We start from the raw sequence: 12,502 nt of genomic DNA, 5'->3' as shown, positions 1-12,502 counted from the left end.
GAACACGGGTGCGGCCATGGGCCGCACCCGTGCGGTCAGACCTGGAGCCAGAGCGCCGGTACGTTCGGCGGCTCCCAGCCGGGAATCGCGGTGTGCGCCTGCCGGCAGCGGTAGGTGGCTCCGCCGTAGGTGACCTGGTCGCCGACCTGGTACGCCCGACCCGTCGTCCAACTGCCGCCCGGCGCGGGCGGAGTGGTCGGCGTGGCGGTCGGCGTGGGCCGTGGGGTGGGTGAAGTGGTGGGGGTGGGCGTGGGGGTCGGGTTCGACCCGCCGCCGCCGATCTGCACGTCGATGCAGGAGTAGAAGGCGTTCGCCGTGTCGGAGATGTTCCACACCGCGAGGATCTTCTGCCGGCCGGAGAAGCCGCCGAGGTTGACGTTGTGCGAGACGGTGGCGCCCGGCTGCTGGTTGTTGCCGTTGACCACGCCGACGCGGGTGTTGCCGATCCAGTACTCCCAGTTGCTGGTGGCGTGCCGGGCGGTGTTCACCCAGGTGAAGGTCAGCGAGCTGCCGACCGAGGTGGCCGGCCAGCCCCGGCTGTCGTCGTTGAGGACGGCGAACTGGGCGATTCCGGCGTTGCAGCTGCGCAGGCCCTTGGGGCCCTCGACGCTCTGCGGCTCGTACTTGATCTGCCCGCAGTCGGGCACCCGGCCCTGCGCGCAGAGCGCCTGCCGGCTGGGTGGGGCGGAGACGTAGCCGTGCGCCTGCGCGGGGGCGGCGACGGTGAGGGTGGCGGCGACAGCACCCGCCGCCACCAGCGGAATGGTCATTCTTCGACGCATCGGGGCAGCTCCTTCTCCAGGTACGGTGGGTGCCCCTCAAGGTAATTTAAACTTTGTTAACAGTAAAGGCTCCCATCGATAAATCCATCGATGGTGGCGAGTTTTCCCTCAGATCCGGAGCAGGCTCCCCCGGTCGTCGACCTGGTCGGCTGACTCGTCGTCCAGCCAGACGCCGCCGGTGGCGAGGTAGCGGAACCGGTATTCACCAGGGGGAAGCTTCACGGTCACCGTCCGGGTGCCGTCGCGGCGGGTCACCATCTCGTGCCGGCCCGGCTCCCATCCGTTGAAGGAGCCGACCACGCTCACCGGGCCGGGCGGGGCGTCCCGGGGGAGGCAGAAGGTGACCCGGGTCTGGTTGCCAAAGAGCTTGTTGCGCTTGATCACTGTGATCCTCCGGGGTTGCGGCGGTTCACCCCACACAACGGACAACACGCCGACGCCGACACGCCGCCACGACCCCTGCACCTCGACATTTCGCCTCGCGAGCCGCCGAGCCGAGAGCAGTCTGTAGATACATGTCGTGATATGGGAGGTTTCAGTGGCAACGTGTGAGGTCTGCGGCAACGACTACTGGATGGCGTTCGAGGTGCGCACCGTCAGCGGTGACGTGCACACCTTCGACTCGTTCGAGTGCGCGATCCACCGGTTGGCACCGATCTGCGAGCACTGCCAGATCAAGATCGTCGGGCACGGCGTCGAGGTCAACGGCCGCTTCTTCTGCTGCGGGCACTGCGCCCGTGCCGTCGAGGGCGACGTGGGCGCGGAGATCCGCGACGCCGTCGGCGCACGCCCGGCCTGACCGCGCCTGCGGTACGGTCGTCCCCATGCGGCCACTGCTGGGCGTCCTGCCCCCGCCGCGCTCCTGATCGGAGCGCCGCGCCTCTCGCCGATCGGGTGACCTGACCCGACCCGGCTCGCCGCTGCACGCGCTCCGTCGACGTCGTCCCCGTCAACGGCTCATCCTTCGGAGCGCATCCGTGTCCGTTTCCCGTACCGTGCAACCGGCCGCCTCGGCGCCGGCCGTCGACCAGGCCCGCACCGGCCTGATCCAGATCACCGTCACCGGCGTGCTGTGGGGCACCACCGGTGTGGCGGTGCAACTCCTGCACGACAGCACCGGGCTCAGCCCGGTGAGCATCGGCTTCCACCGCCTCGCGATCGCCGCGCTCGTCCTGCTGGCGTGCACCGCCGGTCGGCTCGGCGCGACCCTGGCCGCCCTGCGCGCGGCACCCGTACCCCTGCTGCTCACCGGCGTCGGCCTCGGCCTCTACCAGGCGCTCTACTTCGCGGCCGTGGCCTGGGCCGGCGTCAGCGTGGCCACCGTCGTCAGCCTGGGCCTGGCCCCGGTGCTCGCCGCGGCCTGGGAGTCGGCGCGCGCCCGACGGATCCCCGGCCCGCTGCGTCTCGCCACGCTGGTCGCGGCCGTGGTCGGTCTCGCCCTGATCACCGGGGCGACGGCGGACCCGACCGCCGCGGCGCCCGCGCCGCTGCTCGGCCTGCTCGCGGCTGCCGGCTCCGGCCTCGGGTACGCGGTGACGACCCTGATCAGCCGACAGGTGTCGCAGCGCGTCGCACCGATGACGCTGACCACCATCTCCACAGTTGTCGGAGCGCTGACCCTGGCGCCGTTCGCCGTGGTCGCCGGGGTGAGCGTGCCGGTACGCCCCGACACGGTGGCACTGCTGCTGCACCTCGGCGTGATCACCACCGCGGTGGCGTACGCGCTGTTCTACGCCGGGCTGCGCACCACCCCGGGCAGCGTCGCCGCCGTGCTGACCCTGCTCGAACCGCTCACCGCCGCGGCGCTGGCGGTGGTGCTGCTGCACGAGCCGCTTCCGCTGCCGGTCGTCGCCGGCGGCGTCCTGCTGCTCACCGCCGTGGCCGCCACCTACCTGGCACCTCGACCGGACACCAGGTGAGGCGGCCTACCATCGTCGGATGCCCTCGCAGACCACCGAGATCCGGACGGCCTCCTTCGCCGACCTGAACACCCGCACCTTCCATGACCTGCTCAAGCTGCGCATCGACGTGTTCGTGGTGGAGCAGAACTGCCCGTACCCGGAACTCGACGGGCGCGACGTCGAGCCGGGCACGCGGCACCTCTGGCTGACCGACGGCGGCGCGCCGCTGGCGTACCTGCGGATCCTGGCCGACCCGGACGGCACCGCCCGAATCGGTCGGGTGGTGGTGGCACCGGCGGCGCGCGGCGGCGGGCAGGCCGGCCGACTGATGACCGCGGCGCTGGAGGTGGTGGGCAACCGGTCCTGCGTGCTGGACGCCCAGTCGCACCTGGTCGCCTTCTACACCCGGCACGGCTTCGCGGTCAGCGGCCCGGAGTACGTCGAGGACGGCATCCCGCACACGCCGATGCGACGCGATGCCATTGACGTCTGACGATCGAGCTGGCATGGTGCCGGGTAGAGCCATCGCAGGAGCCAGCGAGTAGGCGCGGGAGTGGGCAACTCCCGTCGGTCCGGGTGTCGTCGTCCGACCTCATCCCCCCGGGGGCTCCATGTCCACTCTCATCCGATCACGACGCGTGTTCTGGTTGTTCGCCATCGCGACGGCCGCCGCGCTCCTGTTGACCACCGCGCTGACCACCATCCAGGCCAGGCCCGCCTCCGCGCACGGCTCGGTCGTCGACCCGGCCTCGCGCAACTACAGCTGCTGGCAGCGCTGGGGTGACGACTTCCAGAACCCTCGCATGGCCACCGAGGACCCGATGTGCTGGCAGGCCTGGCAGGCCGATCCGGCCGCCATGTGGAACTGGAACGGCCTGTTCCGTGAGGGCGTGGGCGGCAACCACCAGGGCGCCGTTCCCAACGGCCAGCTGTGCAGCGGCGGGCGCACCCAGAGCCCTCGCTACAACTCGCTGGACACCATCGGCGCCTGGAAGACCACCTCGGTGTCGAACAACTTCCGGCTCCGCTTCTTCGACCAGGCCAGTCACGGCGCCGACTACATCCGCGTGTACGTGACCAAGCAGGGCTTCAACGCGCTCACCGAGCCGCTCGGCTGGGACGACCTGGAGCTGGCCGGCCAGATCGGCAACACCCCGGCCTCGCAGTGGAACCCGGACACCGGTGGCGTCTCCATCCAGATCCCGGTCAACGCGTCGGGACGCACCGGGCGCCACATCGTCTACACCGTCTGGCAGGCCAGCCACCTGGACCAGTCGTACTACCTGTGCAGCGACGTCGACTTCGGCGGTGGGTCGACCACCCCGCCACCGACCACTCCCCCGCCGACGACCCCGCCGCCCACCACGCCACCGCCGACCACCCCGCCGCCGACCACCCCGCCGCCGACCACCCCGCCGCCGGCCGGTGCCTGCACGGCGACGTACCAGGTGACCGGTCAGTGGTCCGGTGGCTTCCAGGCCGACGTGAAGGTGACCGCGGGCGGTTCACCCACAAAGGGCTGGTCGGTGAGCTGGAACTACGGCAACGGCCAGCAGGTCACCTCGTCGTGGAACGCGACGGTCAGCGCCAACGGCACGCTGGTCACCGCACGTAACGCCAACCACAACGGCACCCTCGCCGCCGGAGCGAGCACCACGTTCGGTTTCCTCGGCTCGTGGAACGGCAGCAACCCGGTTCCGCTGGTCTCCTGCACGACGACCAGTTGACCCCCGTCCGGTGCCGCACCCGGGCGGGGGTGCGGCACCGGCCGGCGGGCCCGAAGCGTGCGTCCGGGCTCAGACCAGGCAGCGTCCGGGCTCAGACGAGGCAGCGTCCCTGCTCAGACCAGGCAGTTGACGATCTCGGCGACCGAGCGCCGGCGGCCGGTGTAGAAGGGGACCTCTTCCCGGACGTGCCGGCGGGCGCCGGACGCGCGCAGGTCCCGCATCAGGTCCACGATCCGGTGCAGTTCGTCGGCCTCGAAGGCGAGCATCCACTCGTAGTCCCCGAGCGCGAACGAGGCCACCGTGTTGGCCCGGACGTCCGGATAGCCGCGGGCCATCTTCCCGTGCTCGGCGAGCATCTCGCGCCGCTCGGCGTCGGGCAGCAGGTACCACTCGTAGGAGCGGACGAACGGGTACACGCAGATGTAGGGGCGGGCCTCCTCGCCGGCCAGGAACGCCGGGATGTGGCTCTTGTTGAACTCCGCCGGCCGGTGCAGCGCCATCTGCGACCAGACCGGGGTCAACGCCCGCCCCAGCGTGGTGCGGCGGAACCGCAGGTACGCGTCCTGGAGCGCGTCGGGGGACGCGGAGTGCCACCAGATCATCACGTCCGCGTCGGCACGCAGACCAGCGACGTCGTACACGCCCCGGACCACCACGTCCTTGCCGGCCAGCTCGTCGAAGAGCGCCACGACCTCGCTGGTGACGTTGTCCCGCAGTGAGGGCAGCGGCGCGCTGGCCCGGAACACCGACCACATGGTGTAGCGGATGCTGTCGTTGAGCTCCCGCAGGCGGGCCGCGTTGGTCTGCTCGGTCATCTCGCCGATCCTCCCAGTGCTGTGACGATCTCCTCGGCCGCCGTCTCGCCGGAGCGGACGCAGACCGGGATGCCGACGCCGTCGTATCCGGCGCCGGCGAGGACCAGTGTGGGGTGCGCCGCCCGCAACGCCGTGCGCGCGGCGGCGACCCGGTCGGCGTGCCCGGGGGCGTACTGGGGCAGCGCCCCGCCCCACCGCTGCACGTGCCCGTCGACCGGGGCCGGCAGCGGGGTGCCGAGCACCGCCGAGAGCTCTCGATGCACGGTGGCCGCCAGGTCCGCGTCGGGGCGCTGGAGATGCGCCTCCTCGCCGTACCGGCCCACCGAGGCGCGCACCAACGCCACGCCGTCCGGCCGGCGCAGGTGCCCCCACTTGGTGGTGAAGAAGGTGGCGGCCTTGATCAGCAGCCCTTCGGTGCTCGGCACCAGGAAGCCGGACAGCTCGGGCAGCTGCGGCTGCGGCACCGCGAGGGTGACCAACGCGACGCTCGCGTAGTCCAGCTCGCCGATGCCCGCTGCGGCTGCCGGGGCCGGGCCCGCGAGCAGCCGGGCCGCCGGTCGCGCCGGCACCGCCAGCACCACGGCGTCCACGTCGACCAGCTCAGGCCCACGCGTCGGGCCGACAGTGAGCCGCCAACCCGTGTCGGTCGGGGTCAACTCACGGACGGCGGCGTCCCGTCGTACCGTCGCGCCGCTGGCCGTCACGGCGGCCTCGATCAGGGTGCTGAGCCCACCGACCAGGGTGCCGAAAACCGGGGCGCCGGGCGCGCGCGGCGCGGCGGCCTGCGCGGCCCGGACCGCACCGGTCAGGGTGTGCTCCACCCGGGCCGTGCGGGCCAGCGCCGGCATCGTCGTGACCAGGGAGAGGTCGTCGGCGCGGCCCGCGTACACGCCGCCCAGCATCGGGTCGACCAGCCGCTCGACCACCTCGTCACCGAAGCGGGACCGGACCAGCGCACCCACCGAGACGTCCGCGTCCGGCCCGACCAGCGGCCGACCACCGTCGGTGTCGGCGCCCGCGAGCGGGCGGGCGACCGACGTCACCCGGTCCAGATCCCCGGGTACGCCCACCAGCGTGCCGCCCGGGATCGGGCGCAGCCCACCGTCGACGACCAGCGCGGCCTGCCCCACCGTGGGGTGCACGATCTTCTCGGCGAGACCGAGCCGGCGGGCCAACGCCACCGCCGCGCTCTCGGCGCCCGCCGGGTCGCGCATCAGGAACGACTCGGCGCCGAACTCCACCGGCTGGCCGGCCAGCTCACCGGTGCGCAGCTTGCCGCCGAGCGCGCCGGACTGCTCGTACACCGTGATCTCGGTGCCGGCCGGTGCGCGGTCGCGCAGGCGGACCGCGGCGGCCAGCCCGGCGATCCCGCCGCCGACCACCGCCACCCGCCAGGGCTGCCGCATCGCCGGTCAGCCCTGGTCGGCCCGGCGGCTGGACAGTTCGTGCACCAGCGCGACCACCCGGGTCAGCACCTCCGGGTCGGTTTCCGGCAGCACCCCGTGACCGAGGTTGAACACGTGCCCAGGAGCCGCCCGGCCCTGCTCCAGAATCCGGCGCACCTCGGCCTCGACCACCGGCCACGGCGCGAGCAGCACACACGGGTCGAGGTTGCCCTGCACCGCCTTGTCCGGGCCGATCCGGCCGGTGGCCACGTCCAGCGGGGTGCGCCAGTCGACACCGACAACGTCCGCGCCGGCCTCACCCATCGCGCCGAGCAACTCGGCGGTGCCCACCCCGAAGTGGATCCGCGGCACCCCGGCGTCAACAAGCCCGCTCAGCACGGCGGTCGAGTGCGGCAGCACGAAACGGCGGTAGTCGGCCTCGGAGAGCGCCCCGGCCCACGAGTCGAAGAGCTGCACGGCGGACACGCCGGCGTCGATCTGCACCCGCAGGAAGGCCAGCGTCACCTCGGCCAGCCGGCCGCAGAGCGCGTGCCACAGCTCCTCGTCGCCGTACATCAGGGCCTTGGTCTTCGCGTGGGTCCGCGACGGCCCGCCCTCGACCAGGTAGCTGGCCAGGGTGAACGGCGCGCCGGCGAAACCGATCAGCGGGGTGTCACCCAGCTCGACCACCAACTGCCGGACTGCCTCGTCGACGTACCAGACGTCGTCGCGGGTGATCGGGCGGACCCGCTCCACGTCGGCGGCGGTGCGGATCGGCTCGGCGACGACCGGACCGGTGCCCGGCACGATGTCCAGGTCGACGCCGGCCGCGGCCACGGGCACCACGATGTCGCTGAACAGGATGGCCGCGTCCACCCCGTGCCGGCGCACCGGTTGGAGGGTGATCTCGGTGACCAGCTCCGGGCGGCGGCAGGACTCCAGCATCGGCACGGTCGCCCGGATCTCCCGGTATTCCGGCAGCGAGCGGCCGGCCTGGCGCATGAACCAGACCGGGGTGTGCGGGCCTGGCCGGCGTCGGCAGGCCCGAATGAAGGGCGAGTCGGCCGGCCCGCCGGGGCGGGATTCTCCGTCTCGGGCGACAGTGCCCGTGGTGTCCGTGGTCATCGCCGCAATCGTGCCACGCCCACCACCCCCACCCGGGTGGGGGTGAGATGAAGGGCACCGTTCCTTACTCCCACGTCGGAGCCGGGGCCCCTCGATGAGCGTCGGCGCGCCGTCGAAGCGGGGGACGGGCGGGCGGCATAGGCTGCCGACATGGCCCCCCCGATCGCGCTCCCGGAGACGTTCGCCCGCGCGGTCGCCGGGCTGCGGTCGGCGGCCCCCCGGCCGGAAATCACTCTGGAGGAGGTCGGCGCCCCCCAGCGGCTCGCCCCGTACGCGTTCGCGCTCTCGGCGGCCGTGCTGCGCGACGGCGACGAGGTGGCCACCGGCCGGCTGATCCTGCTGCACGACCCGGTCGGGCACGAGGCGTGGCAGGGCACCCTGCGTTTGGTCACCTACGTGACCGCCGAGTTGGAGGTCGACCTGGCCGCCGACCCGCTGCTGCCCGGGGTTGGCTGGACGTGGCTGACCGACGCGTTGGACGCCCAGGACGCCGGCCACCGGGCGATCGGCGGGACGGTGACGCAGACCATGTCGACCCGGTTCGGTGACCTCGCCGGCCCACCGACAGTCGGTGACATCGAGATCCGCGCCTCCTGGACGCCGGTCGACGACGACCTCAGCGCGCACCTGCTCGGCTGGTGTGCGCTGCTCGCCTCCACGGCCGGGCTCCCCCCACCCGGCGTGACGGCCCTGTCCGACCGCCGCCCCGCCGGCGCAGCCTGACCCGGCGAGGGGCGGCGGGGGGGCTACAGGTAGTTCTCCGCCTCGTCGCAGACCTTGTCGAGACCCTTCATGGCCGCGTCGTAGGCGGCCTTGTTGCCGGCCGACGCCGCTCCCAGCGCGGTCGTCAGCTTGTCCAGGCAGCTCGCGATGACCGTCTTCTGCCGGGCCTGCTCGTCACGGTCGTTGCGGGTGCCGGTCAGGTCCTGCTCGGTGTTGTCGAGCTTCGCCTGCATCGTCCCCAGGTCGGCCTTCAGCCTTGTGATCTCGGTGGCATTGGCGGCGATGGTGCCGTCGCGTTGGCTGACCTGACCGGTGAGACGCTTCTCGGTGCGGTTCAGCTCGTTGTTCTTCGTCACGAACAGCCCGGTCATCACGCCGCTGACGACGAAGAGCAGCGCGGCCACCAGGGCCAGCACCAGCACCGCGCGCCCACGCCCGGCCGCCGGCGCACCGGGAGGGCCGTACGGCGGCCCGTATCCCGGGCCGGAGACGGGCGGCGCGGACATCGGCGGCCCGTACCCGGGGCCGGAGACCGGCGGCGCGGACATCGGCGGCGCGGACATCGGCTGGCCGGTGTACGGCGGGGCGCTGGCCGGGTAGCCCGGCGAGCCCTGCGGCATGCCGTACTGGGGTGGCACGGGAGGGTTCGCGGGGTACTGCGGCGGGACCTGTCCCGGCGCGTACGGCTGCGGGGCGGGCTGGGCGACCGGGTGCGGGACGGTCGGGTCGGCGTTGGTCGACTGCCAAACGGCCTGCTGCGGAACGGTCGGTTCAGCGCGGGACGGACCGGCCTGGGGACCTACGGCGTGCGCCACGGTCCGGTCGGGGTCGGGGGGCGTCGGAGAGACCGGCGGGGCAGCCTGCGACTCGGGCGATGGTTGGGACATCTTCATTCCTCCAGATGGGCGCGCCCGCCTCGGCAGGCGCGGTGACGTGCGGCGAAGAGATCGCCTGATACCGGCTGATCAGCCGGGTCGGCGATGGGTCGGCAATGGCCGTGGGTGGTGCGTGCGGCCGGCGGCGTCGCCGGCCACCGGTTCAGCAGATCTTGAAGCCGTCGCAGGCGACCTTGATCGGTACGGCCAGCCCGATGCCCTCGGCGTTGCGCGCCTTGGCGGTGGCGATGCCGACAACCTCCTTGCTGCCGTTGATCACCGGCCCGCCGGAGTTGCCCGGGTTGATCGGGGCGTCGAACTGGATCGCCGGCCCGGACCCGCCCTGGGCCGGCCGCAACGCGCTCACCACGCCGGTTGTCACGCTGTCCTCCAGGCCGAGCGGCGCGCCGACGACGACGATCTGCTGGCCGGACTTCGCCGCGGCGGGCGCGGTGACCAGGCCGCTGAACTTGCCGCTGGCACGCAGGTGCGCCACGTCGTTGGTCTTGTCGACCTTGACGATCGTCGCCGGGAAGCGCTGGCTGGTGCGCTCCAGGAACACTTCGCGGCCGCCGCGGTCCCAGACCGCTTCGACCACGTGGAAGTTGGTGAACAGGTTCGTCCCGCCGCCGCTCGCCGGCTTGCCCACCGCGAACGCGGTGCCGGTGAACTCACCGGCCCGGACCCGGAACACGCTCGGCAGCACCGCGCTGGCCACCGCTTCCGGGTTGAACGCGGCACCCGCCTGCTTCTCCAATGTCTCCGCGCGCTTGTCCAGGCTGTCGAGGCGGGCGAGGTCGCCGTCCTGGGCCTGCGCCAGCCGGCGGTCGGTGTCGGCGAGCCGGTCGCCGAGCCGGTCGAGCTGGTAAGCCTGGAGCCCGGCCACCGCCGCGAGCACGACGACGGCCACCGTGGCGAGCACGGCCGGCCACCGACGACGGGTAGGCCGGCCGGCCGGCGGGGAGGCTGGCCAGTGCGCGGGGCCGCCGGGGTAACCGGCGGCCGTGGAGGGCCCAGTGCCGGCCGGACCGGGCGGCGGATAACCGGCCACGCCCGGAAACCCGGGTGCGGCCGGCGGATAGGCGCCGGGGCCGGGGGCGACCGGCGGATAGGCGCCGGGGCCGGGGGCGACCGTCGGATAGGCGGCGGGGCCGGGGGCGGCCGTCGGATAGGCGGCGGGGCCGGGGGCGGCCGTCGGAGCGCCCGCGCCCTGGTGTCCGGCGCCGCCGAACGGGGTCGGCGGCGGGCCCCACTGCCCGGTATTGGGCGGGACGGGACGCTCGGGGCGGGGTGCGGGGATGGGTCGGGCCTGGTCCGTGCCGCCCGAGGGGGGCGTGGACCAGGTCGAACCGGATTGGGGCTCGATGCGCGGTGGCAGCGGACCGGGTCGGCCGGCCATCGACCCGCTCGCGTCGGCGGGTTCGGCACCCGCCGGTCGCCCGTCCCCCGAACCGAAGCCAGCCGTCATGATCGCCGTGCCTTTCCCGTGGTCTTCCCGCCGCCGTCGACTCGTCGTCCCGGCCGGCGGTTCGATGGAACGTACCTGTGCGATCGGGCTTTGTCTCCCCCGATGTCCGGCATCCGAAGGGACACCTTGTGGACACCTGACCGACACACGCCGGACCGGCTGCACCCGCCGGATCATCGCGCGCACTAGGGTTGGCAGGTGACCGACGAACCACCCCTGCGCCGTCGGCCCACCGAAGACCTTCCGGGAAACGCACCCCAGCACCCGCCGTCGGCCCAGCCGCAGCTGGCAGGCGAGGGAGCCGACCCGGCCGACGGTGGGCCCGTTCCGCTGATCGCCCCGCGTGACGGCACCCCTGATCCGGTGGCCGCTCCGGCCGAGCTTGCCGAGGTCGTTGCCCGTTTCGCGGCGGGCACCGGCCCCGTCGCCCTGGACGCCGAGCGAGCCTCCGGTTACCGCTACAGCCAACGCGCGTACCTGGTGCAACTGCGCCGGGCCGGTGCGGGTACGGCGCTGATCGACCCGCTGCCGCTTCCGGACCTCAGCACGCTGGACGCGGCGATCGGCGAGGCCGAGTGGGTGCTGCACGCTGCCAGTCAGGATCTGCCCTGCCTGGCCGAGGTGGGGCTGCGCCCGCGCCGGTTGTTCGACACCGAACTGGCTGCTCGGCTGGCCGGATTCGAGCGGGTCGGGCTGGCCGCGCTGACCGAGCAGCTACTCGGATTCACCCTGGAGAAGCACCACTCGGCGGCCGACTGGTCGAGCCGACCGTTGCCCGAGTCGTGGCTGACGTACGCCGCTCTCGACGTGGAGCTGCTCACCGACCTGCGCGACGCGCTCGACGCCGAGCTGACCCGGCAGGGCAAGTCGGCCTGGGCCGCGGAGGAGTTCGCCGCGCTGGTCCGCACCGGGGCGCGCCCACCGCGGGTCCGCGCCGAGCCCTGGCGGCGCACGTCCGGCATCCACCGGCTGCGGGGAGCGCGGGCCCAGGCCCGGGTCCGCTCCATGTGGTATGCCCGGGACCAGATCGCCTCCCGGCGGGACGCCGCGCCCGGTCGGGTGTTGCCCGACTCGGCGATCATCGCCGCGGCCGAGCTGGACCCGAAGGACGAGAAGACCCTGCTGACCCTGCCCGGTTTCGGCGGCCGGTCGGTGCGGCGGTTGGCTCGCACCTGGCTCGCCGCGCTCGACGACGCCCGACAGCTCCCGGAGGACTCCCTGCCGGTCTCCCCGACCGTGGAGGGCCCGCCCCCGCCACACCGCTGGGCCGAACGGGACCCGGTGGCGGCTGGTCGACTGGCCCGCTGCCGGGAGGTGGTGATCCGCATCGCCGGTGAGCACAACCTGCCGCCGGAAAACCTGATCACGCCGGATTCGGTCCGCCGGTTGGCCTGGACCCCGCCGGAGGAGCTGACCGAGGAGACGGTCGCGGAGACCCTGCGCGGTCTCAACGCCCGCGAGTGGCAGATCGGCCTCCTCACACCCGACCTGACCGAAGCCCTGGACCCCACCCCCTGACCCCACGCTCCCGGCACGGTGCTCGGGGGCGTGGGTCACCGGGCGGTGTGGGGTGGGCCACAGCGGGGGGTCGGGACGGGGTTGGTTACTGGCGAGTAGCATTTCGGGGGAACCTGCCCGTGTCGGCGACCCTTGGTTCAGTCCGCAGCGCCGCTCGGCGCGAAAGCCGGATCATGGTCGAAT

The 12,502-nt window shown here is 73.2% G+C and carries 13 protein-coding genes; 6 read left to right on the top strand and 7 right to left on the bottom strand.

Annotation, left to right across the window (positions count from 1 at the left end; all coding sequences use genetic code 11):
* Window positions 1-35: 35 nt before the first annotated feature.
* Together AC3CF1_RS27430 and AC3CF1_RS27425 are read right to left on the bottom strand one after the other, a co-directional pair.
* Window positions 36-782, bottom strand: a complete 747-nt coding sequence (locus tag AC3CF1_RS27430) for a lytic polysaccharide monooxygenase (protein ID WP_354983893.1) — start codon at window positions 780-782, stop codon at window positions 36-38.
* Between the two features lie 108 nt (window positions 783-890).
* A complete protein-coding gene (locus AC3CF1_RS27425; RefSeq protein WP_088946839.1) occupies window positions 891-1,166 on the bottom strand; it encodes an isoamylase early set domain-containing protein in 276 nt (91 codons plus the stop codon).
* Between the two features lie 154 nt (window positions 1,167-1,320).
* Between AC3CF1_RS27425 and AC3CF1_RS27420 the strand changes: the two genes are divergently transcribed.
* The 4 genes from AC3CF1_RS27420 to AC3CF1_RS27405 all read left to right on the top strand — a co-directional run bounded on the left by AC3CF1_RS27420 (window position 1,321) and on the right by AC3CF1_RS27405 (window position 4,410).
* The gene (locus AC3CF1_RS27420) at window positions 1,321-1,581 is read left to right on the top strand and encodes a Prokaryotic metallothionein (RefSeq protein WP_099851461.1); all 261 of its coding nucleotides are present in this window, start codon (window positions 1,321-1,323) and stop codon (window positions 1,579-1,581) included.
* 178 nt (window positions 1,582-1,759) lie between these two features.
* A complete protein-coding gene (locus tag AC3CF1_RS27415) occupies window positions 1,760-2,701 on the top strand; it encodes a DMT family transporter (protein ID WP_488451577.1) in 942 nt (313 codons plus the stop codon).
* Window positions 2,702-2,720: 19 nt separating this feature from the next.
* On the top strand, window positions 2,721-3,176 hold the full coding sequence (locus AC3CF1_RS27410; protein ID WP_488451576.1) for a GNAT family N-acetyltransferase: 456 nt from the start codon (window positions 2,721-2,723) through the stop codon (window positions 3,174-3,176).
* 118 nt (window positions 3,177-3,294) lie between these two features.
* Entirely contained in the window at window positions 3,295-4,410 is a 1,116-nt protein-coding gene (locus AC3CF1_RS27405; RefSeq protein ID WP_488451575.1) for a lytic polysaccharide monooxygenase auxiliary activity family 9 protein, read from the top strand.
* Between the two features lie 113 nt (window positions 4,411-4,523).
* On the opposite strand, the gene hemQ is transcribed toward AC3CF1_RS27405, so the two are convergent.
* From hemQ to hemE, 3 genes are read right to left on the bottom strand one after another with little or no spacing between them, the layout of a single operon-like run.
* Window positions 4,524-5,225, bottom strand: coding sequence for a hydrogen peroxide-dependent heme synthase (gene hemQ, locus AC3CF1_RS27400; protein ID WP_088946835.1), 702 nt, complete (start codon window positions 5,223-5,225; stop codon window positions 4,524-4,526).
* Complete coding sequence (gene hemG / locus AC3CF1_RS27395) at window positions 5,222-6,631, bottom strand: protoporphyrinogen oxidase (protein WP_327649781.1); 1,410 nt, start codon at window positions 6,629-6,631, stop codon at window positions 5,222-5,224. Before hemG ends, hemQ begins: the two co-directional genes overlap by 4 nt.
* A 6-nt stretch (window positions 6,632-6,637) precedes the next feature.
* Window positions 6,638-7,735, bottom strand: a complete 1,098-nt coding sequence (gene hemE / locus AC3CF1_RS27390) for a uroporphyrinogen decarboxylase (protein ID WP_354983896.1) — start codon at window positions 7,733-7,735, stop codon at window positions 6,638-6,640.
* 150 nt (window positions 7,736-7,885) lie between these two features.
* Between hemE and AC3CF1_RS27385 the strand changes: the two genes are divergently transcribed.
* The gene (locus AC3CF1_RS27385) at window positions 7,886-8,458 is read left to right on the top strand and encodes a DUF3000 domain-containing protein (protein WP_088946832.1); all 573 of its coding nucleotides are present in this window, start codon (window positions 7,886-7,888) and stop codon (window positions 8,456-8,458) included.
* Between the two features lie 23 nt (window positions 8,459-8,481).
* Here the strand turns inward: AC3CF1_RS27385 and AC3CF1_RS27380 are convergent, their stop codons facing one another.
* The gene (locus AC3CF1_RS27380; protein ID WP_355160423.1) at window positions 8,482-9,345 is read right to left on the bottom strand and encodes a hypothetical protein; all 864 of its coding nucleotides are present in this window, start codon (window positions 9,343-9,345) and stop codon (window positions 8,482-8,484) included.
* A gap of 151 nt (window positions 9,346-9,496) precedes the next feature.
* Window positions 9,497-10,801 carry a S1C family serine protease gene (locus AC3CF1_RS27375; protein WP_488451574.1) on the bottom strand — a complete coding sequence of 435 codons (1,305 nt, stop codon included), beginning with the start codon at window positions 10,799-10,801 and terminating at the stop codon, window positions 9,497-9,499.
* A gap of 198 nt (window positions 10,802-10,999) precedes the next feature.
* Between AC3CF1_RS27375 and AC3CF1_RS27370 the strand changes: the two genes are divergently transcribed.
* On the top strand, window positions 11,000-12,319 hold the full coding sequence (locus AC3CF1_RS27370) for a ribonuclease D (protein WP_099851451.1): 1,320 nt from the start codon (window positions 11,000-11,002) through the stop codon (window positions 12,317-12,319).
* Window positions 12,320-12,502 lie beyond the last annotated feature (183 nt).

It is taken from the genome of Micromonospora sp. MGP-C2 (assembly GCF_057766525.1).
This window is presented reverse-complemented; position numbering and strand designations above follow the sequence as displayed.